Raw genomic sequence first — 16,902 nt, 5'->3', positions numbered from 1 at the left:
ACGGCCAAGGCTGAACCTTGGGTAAAGGAGAGGGCGTCACTTACCATCAGAAGGCCAGGCCAAGGTCGAGATGGAGCACGTCGATGCGAAGCGGGGCGTCAACGATCTCACCTGCGGAAAGCCAGCGGCCGCCGATGGTCACATTGTTAAACGGAGCCCAGGCGCCGCCAATGACAAAACCTTTCGCGTTGGTTCCACCGAGCCGGAAATCGGAGTCGGTGAAGCTGTCAGGGACCGCGTCGCTTTCGAGATACTTGTAGGCAGCGTTAAACGCCCACGAACCGCGCTTCGCGCGCCGCGGATTAACGCTGAACAAAGCTGGATCGCCGATCGAGAGGTAAATCCCATAGCCTTCGTTGCCACCCACGAAGCGCGCGGGATTGGTGGCGTCGCACACCCCCTGCCGCGGATTGGTCGGATCGGTGATCTCAACGTTCGTGATCGGTGCGCCCTGGTTCCCGCGAAGGCAGTTATTCTTCGGATCGAACCCGAAGTTGTGGAGGAAGTTGCCAGTGAGGCGCGCCTGCACGCGCTCGGAGATCGGCACGCTGACCGAGGCATTGAGGTCGAGCACGCGGTAAGCGTATTTTAGGCCGAGATACTGCGGATCGAGAGGATTGGCGGGATCAGCATAGGTAAAGTCGATGTCCCGCAGGTACATCAGCGTGTTGCCCTTACTTGGCCAAAGCGGCCGGAGAAGGTCGGTCGAACACTCGACATTGCTCGCGGAAAAGACGTCGCACGGCTCCGATACATGGCCACGAAGGTATGTGAAATTGTGATAGGCCGCACTGACGTTGACATCGATGCCGCCACCGAAGGTCTTGCCGAGTTCGGCCTGGGCGGTGAACAGGTAGCGATCGCGCCAATTGCGCTTGCCGACCGAGGTTTCCGGGAAATTCTCGGGCTCGAACTGGAGCGGGAACGCGCCGCCGCGAACAGCGAACCGGAAATCGTCGTTGCCCAGAATGCGCGTGATGTTCGCTTCACCGTAGACGCCGTCAAAGGCGAGATCCGGGTCGAACATGAGATCGGTCGACCGAAGTGGGTTGTCGAACCGGCCGAGCATCGCGGTCACGCCGGGGACGAGCTCCCCTTTCACATAGGCGTTCTGGATCCAGACATCGCGCTTGCGGAAACCACCCGTCAGGCTGGAATTCGTCGAGATCGGTCCTGGATCGTCACCCGTCGCCAGCTGGAAGCCGAGCGTGAACCGATCTGCAACCTTGGCTTCAATACCGATCCGGCCACGGACTTGCATATTGTTGCGCTTGTCACGCGTTGTGTTGAGCGTGGGGAGCAATTGGCCGCCGAAACCCGAGACGTCATAGGGGCCATTGTTGTTGAACGCCGCCACGTCTGTGTAGTGCGCTACCGCATTGTCCCGACCATAGAAGTGCGACGCCGAGCGGAAACGGAAATCTCCATGAATTTGGATATTGCGCGTCCAATCGGGTGCCGCTTCGTCAGGCGCCGCCCAGCGCTCGGTCCGAGCCTGCGCCAATACTTCCTGGCGCAACTCATCCTTGATCTGCGCACGAACCGTTTCGGGGACATAGGGAACACGGACTGCTCCGGCCGGCGGGGGCGCGAGTTCAGCCGAGCGTGCAGGCGGAGCACTCGCCGCGCGCTGCGCCGCTTCCGCTTCGGCACGTCGCATCAACGCCTGGCCCTTTTCAGGGCTGACAATGCCTTCCTCAACGAGCAGCTTGACCATCGTCGCCACCGCGCTGTCAGGCTGGGCGGCCTGGCCTTGAGCTTCCTGCCCGAACGCAGGCGCCGTAACCAGCACCGCTGCGCACAACGATGTGGTGAGCATCAATCGTCCAGTTTGCAGAAACTTCAATCGCTGTGACATTCTAAATCCCCTTTGCCCGCGCGGGCTGATAATCAGAGGGAGCTCTTGCGCCCCCGAACCGTGACAAGTTGTGGAAACACCATGGCCTGCGGCGGTGGATCGAGCCCGCGGACCTCCTGCAGCAAAGCCGTGAGCTTCTGCATGTCTTCGTCGCTTCCGCCCCTGGCATTGCGAAACGTTACGCCTGTGATGCGACCATCGCGTGTAACGGTGAGCGAGTAGTCTGCGGAGAAGACGAGGCGACTAAGCCGTGGATCGTCCTGAACGCGCTCCTGCAGTGATGACTTGAGGTAGCTGGTGTACATGCCGACCGACATGCCGCCGCCGGAACCACCGCCGCCCGGTTTCCCACCGATGCGGACGCCGCTGCCATCACCCACCGCAAGGCCGCCATAAACAGGCCCCGCCCCCTCCCTCGCGGTCAGCGCATTGTCGCCCGGCGAAGGATCATTGTTGGCTTGCGGCGGTGGCGGTGTATCGACCGGTTGTTCGATCGGCGGCGCGATCGTCGGCTCAGGCGGCTGTTCGATCGGCTTCGTTTCTGGCGGTGGAGGCGGTGGCGGTGGAGGCGGAGGGAGAATGACCTGCGTGGTTTTCATTTCGTTGGGCCGGTCGCTGACCGTTTGCGTACCCAGGAAATTATAGCCGATCGCGATCACCAGCCCGATGGCGACTACTGCCAGAATCCGACCGAAAGTGATCGGGGACTTTTTCCGGCGCGGACGATCGGAGCCGTCCGGAAGCATCAATGACGCGGCAGCCATCACCGGCCCCCTCGCAATGGCGCGCACGCACGGAGAGCCGTCCCGGGAAGCTTCTCCTGGTTAGGAGACCCGGACCGACCAACGACAAATCGGGTCAGAATCCCGACTTGATCCGTTGCCCTCACGGCGATTGAAGGATCGATATAAAGCATCGGCCCTCCCCTCAGGCCCCGCCGCCGGGCGGACGCGTGGACGCCATGCCGAGGCTGGGCACACCAACCTTCGAGCATAAATCCAGAACCTGCATGACCTTGTCATACTGGACAGCCCGGTCCCCGCGCAGGATCACGGCGAGGTCCGGAGTCGTCGCGATGCTGGAACGAAGCTGCGTTTCCAGTTCCGACATCGACACCGGAATCGCGTCGATCGACACCGTGCCGTCGTTGGAAACGGCAATGACCCGGCTCTTCTGCGCCTCCAGCGTCTTTGCCGACGAAGCGGACGGCAGGTCCACCTTGATCCCCTGCACTGCCGCCGTCGTCATCAAGATAAAGATGATGAGCAGCACCAGCACGACATCGACAAACGGTGTGATATTGATTTCGTTGTAAGGCTTCTTCGGCCCGCCGACTTGCATACCCATGACCCGAACTCCTTATCCTCTGAGGGGCTCAGGCCGCTTGGGCCGCTGTGGGGACATCCTGCCAGGTCTCGGCGATGCGCTTCTCCAGCTCGTCCACGAAGATGTCGTGGTCGGCGGTGATCTCCTCGATGCGGCTGAGCAGATAGTTGTAGCCGAACAGCGCCGGGATCGCGACCGCGAGGCCCGCAACCGTGGCAAGGAGAGCCGCGGCGATACCCGGAGCGATGGCGTTGATGTTCACTTCACCAGCGGCCGCGACCGAGGCAAAGGTGATCATGACGCCGAGCACTGTTCCGAGCAGACCGATGAAAGGGCCACCCGAGATGGCGATGGTCAGCAGCACCAGACGGGCATTGAGCTTCTGGCCTTCGCGCACCCGGCCCGCATCAAGCGCCGAACGGATCGCAGCGATTGACTGCGCGCGGATCGCGAAGCGGCTTCCGGTGGCCTTACCTTCCTTGAGGCGTTCGGTCAGTTCTCTACGGCCGATATTGTAGAGACGGCCCAGAGTAGAGTCCGCAGCGGCATTGCCTGGATCGAACGCCGGTAGCCCGTCATGGTCTCCTGCGCGCCGTGCCTGGCTGTTATAAGCGTCGAGGAAGGCTTCGTTTGCGCTCCTCACCTTGGCGATCAGCAGACCCTTGCTGATCATGATCGCGATCGCGACCAGCAGCATGAAGGCACAGATCAGGATGACGACCCAGGCGTCGAAAGTCAGCGCACCGAACAGGATCCCGAAGTGACCGTGACCGCCGCCGGACTCGACCTGCTGCGCGGTATCCGTGGTGACGAGTTTCGCGGTCTGACCTTCCGATGCAGCAGCAAGCTGAAAAGCCGCCTGCGGCAGCGCGGCGCCGGCCACGCGGAACTCGTCGATCTCGCCCTTGAAACCCTGCCCCAGAACCGGGGCGCCGCTCGCCGCAGCAAGCGCGCCGGTCACTTCACCGGCAGGCTGACCGTTGATGTACACCACGGTCTTGGTGCCGTCGTTGACCAGCGCGACATTGGCCCAGGCGTCGGCAGCCAGCGCGCCGCCTGCCGAGCGATTGCCGCCCTGATCGATGAAGAGTTGGCCGCCCTCGGCTACCAGGCTCACGGCACCCGGCAACACGAAGATCGTGCCGTTACCACCAGGCTTCACCCAAAAGCTGATCGATAGCGGACCGGCTGCGAAAGCCCCTGCCGGCAGTGCGACCGGGGTCGCGCCATCGAGGACAAGGCTCGAACCGATCAGACCTGCCGCGTTGCGACCCGCAGTGCCGGTGGAATTGTTTGCATTCGAGGTCGCGTCCTTGGCCGCACCCTCATCATTGAAATGATAGACCAGACGGTAATCCGGCCCATAGGTTCCCGCAACATCCTGCGCCGCGGCAGCCTTCTCATTCCCGTAATAAGCGTAAATGGCCGAGGCCGCGCCGGGCTGCAAACCCTGAACATCAACCCACACCAGAGCCTGTTCGTCGGCCGGTGACCATTTTTCAATGTGGAACTTCAACGGCGTGCGGTCGTCCCCCGCGACAAAGCGCAGGTCGGAGCCGTCGGCCTTCACATCCTTGAAACTGAAGTTGCCCGAGTGCAGGCGGATCAACACCGGCGCGCGCGCGACTTCGCCGGTGACCCCGGCGGCCTGGGTGTTGAGGTTGATCTTCGTGCGATAGCTATAGTCCGCTTCCCACCAAGCCATCGCTGGTGTCGAGAAGGCTGTCATCGCAGCCAGCGGTAAAAGCCATTTAAGTTTCATTCGACCCATGTTGCCGCCCCTATTTCCATATCGCTTGCTGCCCGCATTGGGCGGTTGATCCTCGCGCACTCGCGGCGCCTGTTGCTGCTGGTGGTCGCTGGGAGGTCATCCCACCCAAATTCTGTTTCTGCGGGGACAATTCTCCCGCCCGGTCTTCCGGGGATCCCTGGCGCTGGGCGTTTGGGGGAGCCGCCAAGCTGCCCTGAGGGAATTCCTGGCCCGATCGATGGCCACGACCGCCCCGACTGGTCGGAGAAGGACGATCGCCGGAAGATGACCCGGTCAGACGGGCTCCGACCAATGCTCAACACCGCAAACGTAAAAGACGGCGACGCCCGATGATGGAGCGCCGGCATCAGAACTCGCCCCTGATAGTGAAGCTGTAGCGTGGATCGCCCTTGTCGCTCGTGGGCCCATTGCGGAGCGGAACGCCAATCAGTGCCTCGCCCGTCACCAGGTTGAACAGGTCGAAACGCACGCCGCCACCGACGCTCACGAGACGGAATGTGTCGGTCTGGCCGGTCGACGGCGCCCGCACGCGAGCATAGCCTAGATCGCTGAAGGCAAAGAGCCGCATCTCATCGACAAGCGAGCTCAAGGAGCTGCCGAAATTGGGCGAGCGCAGTTCGACCGAGGAGATGAAGCCATCGTCGCCGACGGCCTCAGAAACATAGTAGCCCCGGACGTTCGACATGCCGCCAAGCGAGAATTGCTCATTGGTGACGAGGCTGGAATCGGCAAGCTGGCCGGTAAACCGGAGTGCGACCTGCCAATCGCGGCGCAAAAGGCGAGTGTAATTCAGGTCCATGTTGAGGTGGACGAAGTTCTCTCGGGCGTCGACGGCGCGGCCCGTGAACTGGTCCTGCGGAATGCCAGTCTCGCCATTGCCCAGAGAACAGGTAGGCACGCCTTCCGGTATGAACCCTTCAGCATAAGGCGATTCAAAGCAGACGTTGCGCCTGACCACGCGGAGGCCGCCGGTGACGCCCAGCGTCAGTCCATAGGTTTCCTTGTCGTTTCCACCGCTCAGCATGTACTCGGCAACAAGAGGCACATAGCGGATTTGGGTCGGTTGAAGATCGGTCCCTTCAAGGCTCAGCCGTTCCTTGAACGATTTGAAGTCTGGTCCGAAGCTGATCTGCTGGAAGCTGCTCGTGCTCGGCAGGCGATAGGTCGCGCGAAGGCCGATCTGATACCCGTTACCCAACACGTTGGTGCCGCCAAGCGCCGCGACATTGCTGTTCGACCTGTAGCCGTAGAGCAGGAAACCCCAGGGCGTGCCGATAAGCGGCGCATTGTAGGAAGCCGAGATGACCGCACTCTGGTCGGTATCCTGCGGCGCGATCGAACCTGTGACCGACAGCGTATGGCCCTGGCCCCAGAGATTGGAATAGCGTGCAGTGGCGCTTGCGCGCAGGGATCTGGTATTGGGGCTATTGTCGTTGTTCAATTCGACCGACCCGTGGAAAGGGGACTTGTCGTCGACCTTCAACTCGACATCGACGGTTCCCGGCTGCCCACCGGAGCGAAAGCGCGGGGTGATGGTACGGTCGGGGAAGCGGTTGGCTTCGGCGACATCACGCTGAAGCGCTGCGATATCGATTGGTTGACCGGGAACAAGTGACGGGACGTCACCGCGGACGCTCTTGTCCGAATGATGTTTTGCATCGACGATACGAACCTCGCCGAGCGGCACTTCATGGATAGCCAGCTGGACGATCCCCTGCGCGAAACGTTCGCTGGGCTGGATCGGAATCTCGACCTCGACCGCCTCATAGCCTTTCGCGGCATACGCCGCCTGAAGAGCCTTTTGCGCAGCGGTCACATCGGCTTCGTTTTTATCAGGTCCAAGAAACGGGTAGATGATCCTCTCGATCTCGGCGTTTGAGAGTTTGGTGGCGCCCACGACGTCGATCGCGGCGATTAAAAAGCTTCCCGAAGCCCTCACCGGCTCTGTGTCTGCAGCAGAGGACTGTTCGGCATCCTGATCACTTTGCGCATAGGCAAATGACGGCTGCACCACTGCCGCCAGGGCAGCAACGAACGCTAAGCGCGACGTGAGATTAGCACGCAGGCCAACGTGCAATTGGGAAGAGAATGACATGCGCTTCTCAAACATGGATCATGCCAGACCCAATTGCGATCGCGACCGCGTTGATCCTGTTGGTCCCGCCAAGCTTGAGCGTCGCCTTGGCTAGATGGGTTTCAACTGTTCGTACCGATATTCCAAGACTGCCGGCGCTTTCGGCAAGCGCCACTCCCGCAGCTGCATTGCGCAAACAACTAAACTCGCGATCCGAAAGCAGGACTGATGACCGCGTCCGAATGGTGATCAACTGCTTTGCTCGAAGGTGGAATTCGATAGCGAGCGTAGCCATCTCGTGCCGCCGCTGCTCAACCGCCGAGATCGCTTGTGAGAGCTTCTCGCTGAATAGGCTGATATAGGCTGGTCCCGACAGATAATCCTGAACGGGGATGACGACACCTGCTTCTACACCGCGCAAGCGTTCGATGCTCAACCAGGCACGTTGCAGATCGGGGAGAGACAGATCGTCTTTAGTCGACCAGACAAAGGGGAGGAAAGATTGGACGATTTGCGAGAGAGCGGGATCTCCGGCACGCCACGGCTCCTGCCCGTTCTCCAATGTGGAGAGGAAACGGAGCGGCGGGCGTTTAGCGGTCCTTCCACCTTGCGGACGATGCCCGACATGATGGTAGCGAGCACCGTCGAACCCCATCTCCGATGCGAGCTGTTCTAACCAGTTCTCGAGGTCCACCGAAGAGGCGCAATCCTCGATCGGGCCAATTGCCATGACCGAACCGCCCTCCATAACGAAGTGCCGCACCCACGAGACATCGAGGGCAACGCACGCATGATCAAACTGGCGCTGAAGCGCACCACCCGCTAACATCTCAACGACCCCCTTAGAGCTCCTGAAAAATGGACACGGTGAGCACGTGAATCTGGCAAGAAATTCGGCAAAGTTTTTTTCTTCGCCTACACGCGGTTTCGTCATAAAATTGAAACAATAACGCACTTACTCGACAATGAATCATGTATCGCAGGCAAGTGATTCACTGTTCCGTAAAATCTTGACGATAATCGCTAGTGAAAATTACATTTGGGAAAGTCATGTCGATGACATGATCTTGTTCACATAGATGCCGCCGAACGAACGCCGTCATACGAATCTCCCGCAGGAGAACGGAAATTAAATTTATTTCTAGGTTCTGACCTTCAAGGTCATACCAAAATCGGAGCGGTGTGAAGGAAGGTTGGATGCGATCAGGCGGCGCCGCTCAATACAATTTCTCAGGACAATCGGCTCCCCAACAGGCCCAGCATGTCCTATTCATCGCCCTGATGTCGCTACCTCATGTTCTTCGTAGCCTGGCGGCGGCGCTCTCAATTTGCCTTGCCATCCTCATGTACTCATTCGGAACGAGTGCTCATGCTCAGCCAGAGGCTTCCGAAACAGTTGTATCATTCGACATACCCGAACAGCCCCTTCACGCCGCTTTGGCGCAATATTTCAGCATCACTGGCGTTCAACTGCTATATGACAGCACCTTGGCCTCGGGGCTTCGATCGACCCGTGTGAAAGGCAGGTTCACGCCTCGCGAAGCGCTTCGGCGTCTCTTGACCGGCTCGGGACTCGTCGTTCGCTACAGCGGGACGGACGCCGCTATCATCACGACACCGAGCGGTAACAACCAATCTTCCCTGGTCCCGCTCGGACGCATCGTGGTCAGGGAACAGGTCGCGACCATGCGACTGCTATCGGCTGAACGGCTCGCTTATTATGGCCTGCTGGAGGAAGAGCTGTATGCCTACCTCCATGCAAGTGCAGGCACGGAACGGCTCAATTTCAGCCTGATTGTCCATCTCAGCATTGATGCAGATGGCACATTGAGTGATGTCGTCGTTCACCGCAGTAGCGGTAGCGCCAAAACCGACCTTCTGGTGATCGACGCGCTCCTGCGAGTTGCGGTGTCTCCCCCGCCCGACGGCCTTCAGCAACCCCTTGCAGTGGCGCTACGCGGGATGAGAAATGGCCAGCGGCGACCGTGATAGCACTTATCGGTGAAATTCTATGACGACCGAGGCCCCAACTCATCCGGGCCGTCTGTGCAAACGCAAGGGGGGCTGAAGGCCCTTTCGAACGTGTCGAACGAGGCACGACACAAACATGTCACCTGGGGTCGAGCTCAATAGGATCGCTTCTCTCCTCACCGAGCAGCAAATCCTTCATTGCCCTGCTGGCCCGGAATACCAGCTTCCGCGTTGGGCAAATCAATATCCTCTCGCCAGTACGCGGGTTGCGTCCTTCCCTGGCGCTGCACGATTTCACCGAGAAAATGCCGAAGCGGTTGATCGAGACAGCCTCGCCGCGGATAGCAGCGTCTCCGATCGTGGCGAAGACGGCCTCAACCGCACGAAACGCCTCAGCGCGAGTAAGATAGCTTCTCACGGCAACGCGCTCGATCAGTTCGTCTTTATTCATAGCTGGGATCGCGCCTTGCCGGTCAGGATCAGAAGTTGGGCGACGACGGCCGATAAACAAAAAGCCTGAATACGCCCGACAGGATCCGGGCGTTTCCGCACCGCCCGCCTGTAACGTTCCCGTCGTCCTCCTCAGCTCGCCGGCTCAGAGTGCTCGAGGCCAGATGGGTCGCACTGCAAGAGACCTCGGCTTACGGCAATTGCAACCGCATTGACCTTGTTGGCCCCACCCAGTTTCTTCACGACCCTGTGTAAGTAAACTTCAGCCGTCCGGGTCGACATATGAAGCGTTTTGCCGATCTTCGGCACAGTCATTCCCAGGGCCGCCAGCCTCAGGCATTCCATTTCCCGACGGGTCGGCGCTTCAATGTGCGCGACACGCAATACCGTGAGCGCCGCCGCATGAATGTCTGTGGCCGCCCATGACAGGGCGGGACCATGGTCTTTCACCGTTTTACGCACCGCATCGAGCCCAACCCCGATAAGCGCAACAAGGCCTGGACCATTGGGATGATCCTGGACCGGAATTGCAATGCCGACATGTGGCGTGTCTAGCTTGTGCGCAAACCTGATCTCACTGCTAGACCAGGTGAAGGGACGGCGTGCCGCCAATGCCTTGATAACCAGACTGCTGTCCGCAAGGAGGTTCACATACTGGCGCTCTGCGTTGGCGCTCGATGCAATGGCGCGAACAGCACTGCCCCGAGAATGGCCAAAATGCAGATACAGGCCGCTATACAGCCCATAGGTATCCGCCAGGTTGAGGAGCGACGCTCCGATGCCAGCCTTCTTGGCCTCGACACCGGGCTTCGCCTTGATGGGGCTATCAGGGCGCTCGAAGGGGAGAATATCCGCCATGACGATGCTCGTTCAGCTTACGCCAAGGCGTGAATCACCACGCTTGCTTCGCTGAGCTAGCTCACAATTGCTTGCTGAAAAAGCAACCGCCGATCGGAGGTCGGGCAGAATTTCTCTTTTCTGACCGAAAGTATATTCGCCAATTCGGACAAGATTTTCAGCCAGATTCTTGGCGCAACCTATTCCATATCGACCTATTTCTGCCGTTAGCATAGATGAGCCGCCTTTGCCCCGATGACTATAGGCAGCCCTTTACCCCAACCATTCGGCACATTTGCTAGGGGAATCCCTAGCGGGATTCCGACACTCATGAGGCATGTCATATTGCAGACGGAAAAAGACGTCTATGAAGCCGCCAACCCGCCTTTCAATTTATGCGAGTCCGCCATGTCCAGCCCCGCCCGAATCGATGTCCTGGGTATCCTGGTTTCGTGCCTGGGACATGCAGCCGTGCTGGGTGGCCTTATCGCGGCTAACTCCAACTCGCCTAAGCCCTCGAAACCAAGTCCGCAACGTGAAACAGCCATGATGGTCGATTTCATTGAATTAAGCGGAAATGGCGAATCGGATCGCTCGGCGAACCGTCCGACCTCAACGCCGTCCGAATTGTCTACCGGCCATGATGCCCGAACGCCCATTGCGGCTGCCGCGCCCAAAGAATCCGCTTTGGGAACCATCGCCAGATCGGCGCCCTCCAATAGCGATCGAGCCGCATCAAGGCCCGCAGATGGCGGCGGCATCGAGTCCGCCATCGATACCGCAGAACTCAATGAATACCAGCGTCTGCTCTACGAGATCGTTGCGCGCCACAGCCGCTATCCCGGAGAGGCAAAACAGCTTCGTCTAGCCGGAATCACCGCTCTGGCATTTCGGCTCGACAGAAACGGCAACGTCCTGGAAAGCTGGGTACATCGGAGTTCAGGATCCGCGATGCTCGACAACGCGGCGCTGGCCGCACTTGAGCGATCAAGGCCCCTTCCCCCCATCCCTGCCTCGCTACCTGCCCGCATGGATTTCGTGATCGAGATCGATTCGTCTCTACAGCAAGTCGCTTTCCGGACGGCGAATTGAAGGGGGCGGCTATTATATATCAGCTTAAGATATTGTATCGAGGATCTATTCCGTGACCTCGTCCCCGCGCGAGGCTCTCTTGTCGCTGTTCGTGACGGCATATCCGGAATTGAAGCGCCGACTGACCGGTCGGCTTGGCTCGACGGAGAAAGCGCAGGAAGCGCTACACGATACCTATTTGCGGCTACATCGAGCAGAGATCTCGGATGAAGTGCGAAATCCGATTTCGTATCTGCTGACCATCGCGCTGAACACCGCGAGGAACAGCCAGCGAGCCGAGATGAAACACCTCTCCACCGCAGATATCGATCGCCTGATAGATATACCGGACGAAAACCCCGATCAGGACCGTACGGCTCAAGGCCGGTCGGAGCTTGCGGCCGTCGAGCGGGCATTGCAGGAACTGCCGCCCCGTCGCCAGGCCATTTTCAGGCGATTCTGGGTGGAATCGGCAACTTACAAGGAACTGGCTTTGGAATACAGCTTGTCAGAACGCTCAATTCGGAACGAACTGCTGCTGGCGAGCAGGCACCTTCACCAGGTGACAGAAGATTTTTCGGTGGCGGCTTTGCAAGAACAGCTAGCCAGAGTGTCCTCTAGATAAGGGAGCGCAAGCATGTCTCGATGCAAAGCGCTCATGATCTCGCAACTGGTTGGCTGTTCAGGATGAGTGGAAGGACGACATGGACCGATGAAGAGCTGGCGCTCCTCCGCCTGGAGGGGCTCGAGCATCTCAATCATCTGCTCTCCGGCAATGCTACGGAGGCGGACGCAGCTGACCTGATTGCGTGGCGGGGCCAAAGTCCGGCTCACGAGTTGGCTTTTCGATCGGCCGTCAGGTTGCGCCGGGTCGTGCGCGTTGCCGAAGGTGTCGAGGCACCCGAAACCATCGGAATTGTCAGCAATGTCGCCAGCCTCAACGCTCAAAGAGAAAAAAAGAAGCATTCAAGGCGCGCCTTTCTGGGTGGCGCCATGGCCGCGTCCGTTGCAGGCGGGCTGTTGCTCGTCGGACGCTCGTTCGACATGATGCCATCGTTCGCCGAACTGAACGCCAAATACCGAACCGGCACCGGCGAACGCCTTGTGGTGCGCCTCGACGATGGCGCTACGGTCGAACTCAATACCCGCACCAGCATCAATCTCCGCAGCGATCTTGCCATGCCAGCTGTTGAACTGATCAGCGGCGAGGCGGTTGTCACGAGTGGTCGATCGGGAACCGCCGCGCTGGTTGCCGGCAGAGGCACAAGCATCGGCAAAAACGGGCAGTTCAGCGCTCGGCGCACCGAAGATGAGATTTGCATCACCTGTTTATCTGGCGAGGTTGAGGTGGCATGGAACGGTGAGCTTCGCCGATTAGCTGCCTCTCAGGAGGTCCGGTACGATGACCGTGGCATCGGCGCCGTAACCGCACAGGCCAATACGACGGTTCTCACCGCCTGGCGAAACGGCACGCTGATATTCCAGGAGATGCCGATGCGAGAGGTGATCCAGGAGATAAACCGTTACCGCAAGGGTCGGGTGATTCTGGCAAGCGGCGCCTTGGGCGGGCGCCGGCTCAATGGGACCTACAATATCGATCGACTGGATGAGTTCTTCGACCAGGCGGAACTGGTGGTAGGCGCGAAGGTGACGCGCCTACCGGGAGACGTGGTCGTTTTGAGTTGAAGTAAGGCCATTATTACTGTTTCATGACGACGAGTCATTGAAATGTAACATATTTTTCTTGCCAGATTTCTCTCCCGGCGTGTCCTTTAAGTAGGAGCAGCTCCCCGGGGGTCTTTGATGTTCACCAACAAGCTGGCCAGCAATCGCGGCCACGATGCAAAGACCGTGGTTGAAGCGAGCACGCTGTTCCTGCGCCCAGGGAACGCCAACCATCCTGATATTCTTGCAACTTTGAAAGCCAGCCGATCGCTTTCGCGTCTTCGAGACTGGCTGCTGGATTATGCGCGTCTGCTTGGTTTTTACGGCGCGCGCTACATCCATGTTGGAAATTTCTGGACCAACGAGCCCGATTCCAGCCCGCATCATCCGCTACGCTTTCTGACAACCTCGCCTCGGGATGCGGATGATGCGGACGATTGGCTCGTCCGTGATCCATGCGCCGCGCAGGTACGCACCGCTATCGCGCCCTTTGCCTATTCGACACGTACCAAGGCTGGTCTTGATCCCATCCAACGGATCTGGCTGGAAAATGAGCGAGCCCGCGGCGTGTCTGCCGGCATTATCATTCCCGTTCAGGACAGTATCCAGGGACCTGCCTACATCAGCCTGTTCGGGAACGATGAGACTGGCTCGCGCGACATGGCCGAACGTTGCGGGCCGGACCTGGCATTCGCCGCGGCGCATTTCCACGCGAAGGCAAAGCAGTTTGTTCCCCTCGCAGATTGGGTCCCTCGCCTCTCTGCCCGAGAGCAACAGGTGCTGCGTCTGGCTTCGATGGGATACACCTACGCACAAAGTGGAGAAGCGCTCGGCCTATCCGAGAAGGCGATCGATTACCATCTTCGGAATGCGTCGGACAAGCTGGGAGCGCAATCCAAGCTGCGGGCTGTTGTCCTGGCTTTCGCGCACGGACTTGCGACAGTGTGAAGCGGTGGCAACGGAAAGCGACCCGAGAACAAATCAGGATACTTCAGTGCAGGTGGCGCTCCACTAAGGCAGCTTCGACAGACACGAGATCGGATGGGCAGTCGACCTCCCATACCCCGCCGGGCGGTGTACCGACTTCGATCATACGGATCGGTATTCCTGCGTCCAGGAAGCGTAGTTGCTCCAGGCCTTCGGTTTCCTCGAAGACGGACGGCTCGAGGCCCGGATAGTGCATGAGAGCATCACGGCGATATCCGAAAACGCCAACATGGAGATAGACGGGCGGGCGGGCCATGCGCTCGGGTACGAACGGAATGATGCTCCGGGAAAAGTAGAGCGCGTCGAAATTTCTGTCGAAGACGACTGTGGTCGCACGGGAGCGTCCCGCCGTCTCATCAACACGAAGACAATCCGCTGCCACCGGAGAGCAGCGAACCATTGTGGTCGCCACCTCTACGCAAGGCGCGTCATGCATGGTTTGAATCAATGCCTCAACCGCCAATGGCGGAGTGAGTGGTGCGTCGCCCTGGAAGTTCACAATGAGATCGGATTTGATGTCGGCCGCCAACACCGCCTCTGTACACCGCTCGGTTCCGTTGCGGCAATCAGACGAGGTCATTACGACCCGCGCACCGAACTGCTCCGCGGCATCCCGAATGCGAATATCATCGGTGGCGATCCAAATCTCGTCGACGCCATCTACGCGGTTCGCGGCCTCCCAGCTTCGCAGCAGCAAGCTCTTCGGCGCGCCCGACACACCTCGCAGTTCTGCAAGGGATTTCCCAGGAAATCGTGTCGACCCGAAACGTGCAGGTATGATGATCGCGACTCCGCGATCCTCACACGTGAATTCCTTGCCCCCGACTACGCGCAACATTCAGGCAACCCCATGACGCAAGACATCGTGAATGTGAACAAGCCCGACCACTTGCCCGCCGATCAAGTCCGCCAGCACAAGCAACGAGGTGATCCGGGACTGCGACATAGCACCAAAGGCATCGCGCGCCAGAGCGCCGGATACAAGGGGGCGCGACTGACGGCCCACTGCCATGACCGAGGCGGAATCATCCTCTATCGCACGGGTCACGGACATGATCGCACGTTCCTTTTCCTCGGCCAGCACCACACAAGCATCATAGCCATGAGGCACGCTAATCGATCAGCGAGACCATCAAGCTAGGAGAATCCACAGTCAGTTATGGATTATTTGGGTAGCGCTTCCCGAGAATCCCGGGAGATCGGCGCGAGCCGGCTTTTCACAAACCCGCAGTGGGTTTCTGCCGATTGAATAGTTCAAACCAGTCCTTCATCGCGGAGGCCGCTTCGTCAGATAATGCGACATATACGCGACGCTTGTCGTTCTCGTCAGCTCTACGGACAAGTATCCCCTTCTCCGTCAGGTTCTTGATCCAGCGCAGCGCAGTTGTAGCGGGAACAGACGCGGCCATGCAGAGGCTGGAAGTCAGAATCTCGGTCCCGCGCAGGCGTGCTTCCATCAGATCAAGCATCATATCCCAGGCGGGTTCTGCGAACAGATTGTCTTCGAAAAACTCGGTTCGCGCCCGTCGCATACGCAATATGAACTGAATTTCGCTCACAATGCCCGCTTGGACTTCAGAATCTGAGCGTGTCAGGTCGGATTTCTCGGCGGGCATGTCCAGGGTATGGACAGACAAATTTCCATCCACTGGGACGGATCCAAGGCCGCAAGCCGGTGCTATCTCCGGTACGACGAAACTCCCCGAAACGAAAATCTGCTCGTTCAGCGAATCGTGCGCCGGAAAAATCCGGGCATCCGGACAACTACAAGCTGGCGCGATGTCCAAGGGCAAAACGCCGCCCTCCACCGCCGATAAGTGGATGGTCAACATCGTATCTCGGCCAGCGTCCAGCGGCGCTGCCATGCGTGGGGCCGACACAACGAGGAGGCCTGTTTCGCTTATGCACATACGCACACACCATTCCCAGTTGAGCGATTCACCCTCACCGTAAGAGCAGCCGATGCATTGACGGAAGTCAAATACTTCTGAAGAAAATCAACAGAGAGTCCCACACCGCAAGCATTTCTGTCACGCGCATGTAATATAGAATCAACCACACGAGTGATCAGAGAAACGAAGCTGCCCTACCTGATGATCGACCTTGCACCAGATCTCCGACTGATCGCCGCGCTTGGCCTTGTCGGAGCTCTCGTTGGAAGCTTCATCGCCGCGGCGGTAATACGCTGGGGCACCGGACAACCCATCGTTGTGGACCGCTCGCGTTGCGATCACTGCGCCCGCGTCCTGTCCCCCGCCGAACTCATTCCGCTGCTCAGCGCGATTATCTCTCGGTTTCGATGCCGGACATGCAACGCGCCAATCGACGCGTTGCATTGGCAGATAGAGACGGCCGCATGTCTTGTCGGCATTCTCGCAGGAATGGTCGCCTCCGGCACGCCCGCAGTCGCAGGCGCCATATTCGGATGGCAACTCCTTGCGCTCGGTTCGATCGATCTGCGCCACTTCATCCTGCCCAATCTCCTGACGGCGGGCCTTGCCATCACCGGTCTTGCAGCGAGCCTCGTCGGTGCCGGGGTTGGCACGAACGAGAGCCTTGTCGGTGGCCTTGCCGGTTTCCTATCCCTCTGGCTGGTAAAACATGGCTATCGGCGGCTGCGTGGCCGAGATGGACTGGGCGGCGGCGACCCCAAGCTATTCGGCGGGATCGGCTGTTGGCTGGGTTGGCAGACACTGCCTCACATATTGCTAGGAGCCAGCCTGATCGGCCTGATTGCTGCCGTGGCCATCTTCAGAGATGGAGAGGAGCCGCTTTCAAGCCGAAGGTTACCATTTGGCACCTGCCTGGCAGTTGGCGGTTTCACCGTCTGGATCGCCTTCCAAATGGGCCGAATTTGACTGCAAACGTGCAGTCTCAGAACCTCTTGGCCGT

At 59.3% G+C, this 16,902-nt stretch carries 17 protein-coding genes; 6 read left to right on the top strand and 11 right to left on the bottom strand.

Annotation, left to right across the window (positions count from 1 at the left end; translation table 11 throughout):
* Window positions 1-46: 46 nt before the first annotated feature.
* The 6 genes from U0025_RS04585 to U0025_RS04560 all read right to left on the bottom strand — a co-directional run bounded on the left by U0025_RS04585 (window position 47) and on the right by U0025_RS04560 (window position 7,858).
* Window positions 47-1,858: a putative porin gene (locus U0025_RS04585; RefSeq protein WP_080604510.1), complete on the bottom strand. Its 1,812-nt coding sequence runs from the start codon at window positions 1,856-1,858 to the stop codon at window positions 47-49.
* A 32-nt stretch (window positions 1,859-1,890) separates the two neighbouring features.
* Window positions 1,891-2,622 carry a hypothetical protein gene (locus U0025_RS04580; protein ID WP_004211574.1) on the bottom strand — a complete coding sequence of 244 codons (732 nt, stop codon included), beginning with the start codon at window positions 2,620-2,622 and terminating at the stop codon, window positions 1,891-1,893.
* A gap of 163 nt (window positions 2,623-2,785) precedes the next feature.
* Window positions 2,786-3,205: an ExbD/TolR family protein gene (locus tag U0025_RS04575; protein ID WP_004211573.1), complete on the bottom strand. Its 420-nt coding sequence runs from the start codon at window positions 3,203-3,205 to the stop codon at window positions 2,786-2,788.
* Between the two features lie 28 nt (window positions 3,206-3,233).
* A complete protein-coding gene (locus U0025_RS04570; protein WP_004211572.1) occupies window positions 3,234-4,955 on the bottom strand; it encodes a DUF2341 domain-containing protein in 1,722 nt (573 codons plus the stop codon).
* A gap of 346 nt (window positions 4,956-5,301) precedes the next feature.
* Complete coding sequence (locus U0025_RS04565; RefSeq protein ID WP_245968204.1) at window positions 5,302-7,065, bottom strand: ShlB/FhaC/HecB family hemolysin secretion/activation protein; 1,764 nt, start codon at window positions 7,063-7,065, stop codon at window positions 5,302-5,304.
* Window positions 7,058-7,858, bottom strand: a complete 801-nt coding sequence (locus U0025_RS04560) for a helix-turn-helix transcriptional regulator (RefSeq protein WP_004211570.1) — start codon at window positions 7,856-7,858, stop codon at window positions 7,058-7,060. The genes U0025_RS04565 and U0025_RS04560 overlap by 8 nt, the downstream gene beginning before the upstream one ends.
* Window positions 7,859-8,226: 368 nt before the next feature.
* On the opposite strand from U0025_RS04560, the gene U0025_RS04555 reads away from it, so the two are divergent.
* A complete protein-coding gene (locus U0025_RS04555; protein ID WP_004211569.1) occupies window positions 8,227-9,018 on the top strand; it encodes a secretin and TonB N-terminal domain-containing protein in 792 nt (263 codons plus the stop codon).
* 121 nt (window positions 9,019-9,139) lie between these two features.
* Here the strand turns inward: U0025_RS04555 and U0025_RS04550 are convergent, their stop codons facing one another.
* Both U0025_RS04550 and U0025_RS04545 read right to left on the bottom strand, forming a co-directional pair.
* On the bottom strand, window positions 9,140-9,451 hold the full coding sequence (locus tag U0025_RS04550) for an HU family DNA-binding protein (protein ID WP_051156913.1): 312 nt from the start codon (window positions 9,449-9,451) through the stop codon (window positions 9,140-9,142).
* Between the two features lie 131 nt (window positions 9,452-9,582).
* A complete protein-coding gene (locus U0025_RS04545) occupies window positions 9,583-10,308 on the bottom strand; it encodes a helix-turn-helix transcriptional regulator (protein WP_004211568.1) in 726 nt (241 codons plus the stop codon).
* Between the two features lie 525 nt (window positions 10,309-10,833).
* Here U0025_RS04545 and U0025_RS04540 point away from each other — a divergent pair.
* The 4 genes from U0025_RS04540 (at window position 10,834) to U0025_RS04525 (ending at window position 13,971) form a co-directional block, all read left to right on the top strand.
* The gene (locus tag U0025_RS04540; RefSeq protein WP_080604556.1) at window positions 10,834-11,379 is read left to right on the top strand and encodes a TonB family protein; all 546 of its coding nucleotides are present in this window, start codon (window positions 10,834-10,836) and stop codon (window positions 11,377-11,379) included.
* Window positions 11,380-11,431: 52 nt separating this feature from the next.
* Window positions 11,432-11,983, top strand: a complete 552-nt coding sequence (locus U0025_RS04535) for an RNA polymerase sigma factor (protein ID WP_004211563.1) — start codon at window positions 11,432-11,434, stop codon at window positions 11,981-11,983.
* A gap of 20 nt (window positions 11,984-12,003) precedes the next feature.
* Complete coding sequence (locus U0025_RS04530; RefSeq protein ID WP_004211562.1) at window positions 12,004-13,044, top strand: FecR family protein; 1,041 nt, start codon at window positions 12,004-12,006, stop codon at window positions 13,042-13,044.
* A 117-nt stretch (window positions 13,045-13,161) separates the two neighbouring features.
* Window positions 13,162-13,971, top strand: coding sequence for a helix-turn-helix transcriptional regulator (locus tag U0025_RS04525; RefSeq protein WP_004211559.1), 810 nt, complete (start codon window positions 13,162-13,164; stop codon window positions 13,969-13,971).
* Between the two features lie 43 nt (window positions 13,972-14,014).
* On the opposite strand, the gene U0025_RS04520 is transcribed toward U0025_RS04525, so the two are convergent.
* The 3 genes from U0025_RS04520 to U0025_RS04510 form a co-directional block, all read right to left on the bottom strand.
* Entirely contained in the window at window positions 14,015-14,848 is an 834-nt protein-coding gene (locus U0025_RS04520; protein WP_051156912.1) for a 3-deoxy-manno-octulosonate cytidylyltransferase, read from the bottom strand.
* Window positions 14,849-15,097 (bottom strand): CBS domain-containing protein, encoded by a 249-nt coding sequence (locus tag U0025_RS04515; protein ID WP_119034387.1) that lies wholly within the window; start codon window positions 15,095-15,097, stop codon window positions 14,849-14,851.
* 130 nt (window positions 15,098-15,227) lie between these two features.
* Window positions 15,228-15,875 carry a MarR family transcriptional regulator gene (locus tag U0025_RS04510; protein ID WP_157225216.1) on the bottom strand — a complete coding sequence of 216 codons (648 nt, stop codon included), beginning with the start codon at window positions 15,873-15,875 and terminating at the stop codon, window positions 15,228-15,230.
* 198 nt (window positions 15,876-16,073) lie between these two features.
* Here U0025_RS04510 and U0025_RS04505 point away from each other — a divergent pair, with 198 nt between their 5' ends.
* Entirely contained in the window at window positions 16,074-16,868 is a 795-nt protein-coding gene (locus U0025_RS04505; RefSeq protein WP_245968207.1) for a prepilin peptidase, read from the top strand.
* The last annotated feature ends 34 nt before the right edge of the window (window positions 16,869-16,902 follow it).

Origin of the sequence: Sphingobium yanoikuyae (assembly GCF_034424525.1) — a bacterium.
Lineage (GTDB): Bacteria > Pseudomonadota > Alphaproteobacteria > Sphingomonadales > Sphingomonadaceae > Sphingobium > Sphingobium yanoikuyae.
This window is presented reverse-complemented; position numbering and strand designations above follow the sequence as displayed.

Bases quoted from the DNA above. Each gene is read 5' to 3' on its own strand.
- U0025_RS04585 (WP_080604510.1), bottom strand. From the start codon at position 1,858: ATGTCACAGCGATTGAAGTTTCTGCAAACTGGACGATTGATGCTCACC.
- U0025_RS04580 (WP_004211574.1), bottom strand. From the start codon at position 2,622: ATGGCTGCCGCGTCATTGATGCTTCCGGACGGCTCCGATCGTCCGCGC.
- U0025_RS04575 (WP_004211573.1), bottom strand. From the start codon at position 3,205: ATGGGTATGCAAGTCGGCGGGCCGAAGAAGCCTTACAACGAAATCAAT.
- U0025_RS04570 (WP_004211572.1), bottom strand. From the start codon at position 4,955: ATGGGTCGAATGAAACTTAAATGGCTTTTACCGCTGGCTGCGATGACA.
- U0025_RS04565 (WP_245968204.1), bottom strand. From the start codon at position 7,065: ATGTTTGAGAAGCGCATGTCATTCTCTTCCCAATTGCACGTTGGCCTG.
- U0025_RS04560 (WP_004211570.1), bottom strand. From the start codon at position 7,858: ATGTTAGCGGGTGGTGCGCTTCAGCGCCAGTTTGATCATGCGTGCGTT.
- U0025_RS04555 (WP_004211569.1), top strand. From the start codon at position 8,227: ATGCGATCAGGCGGCGCCGCTCAATACAATTTCTCAGGACAATCGGCT.
- U0025_RS04550 (WP_051156913.1), bottom strand. From the start codon at position 9,451: ATGAATAAAGACGAACTGATCGAGCGCGTTGCCGTGAGAAGCTATCTT.
- U0025_RS04545 (WP_004211568.1), bottom strand. From the start codon at position 10,308: ATGGCGGATATTCTCCCCTTCGAGCGCCCTGATAGCCCCATCAAGGCG.
- U0025_RS04540 (WP_080604556.1), top strand. From the start codon at position 10,834: ATGATGGTCGATTTCATTGAATTAAGCGGAAATGGCGAATCGGATCGC.
- U0025_RS04530 (WP_004211562.1), top strand. From the start codon at position 12,004: ATGCAAAGCGCTCATGATCTCGCAACTGGTTGGCTGTTCAGGATGAGT.
- U0025_RS04525 (WP_004211559.1), top strand. From the start codon at position 13,162: ATGTTCACCAACAAGCTGGCCAGCAATCGCGGCCACGATGCAAAGACC.
- U0025_RS04520 (WP_051156912.1), bottom strand. From the start codon at position 14,848: ATGTTGCGCGTAGTCGGGGGCAAGGAATTCACGTGTGAGGATCGCGGA.
- U0025_RS04510 (WP_157225216.1), bottom strand. From the start codon at position 15,875: ATGGCAGCGCCGCTGGACGCTGGCCGAGATACGATGTTGACCATCCAC.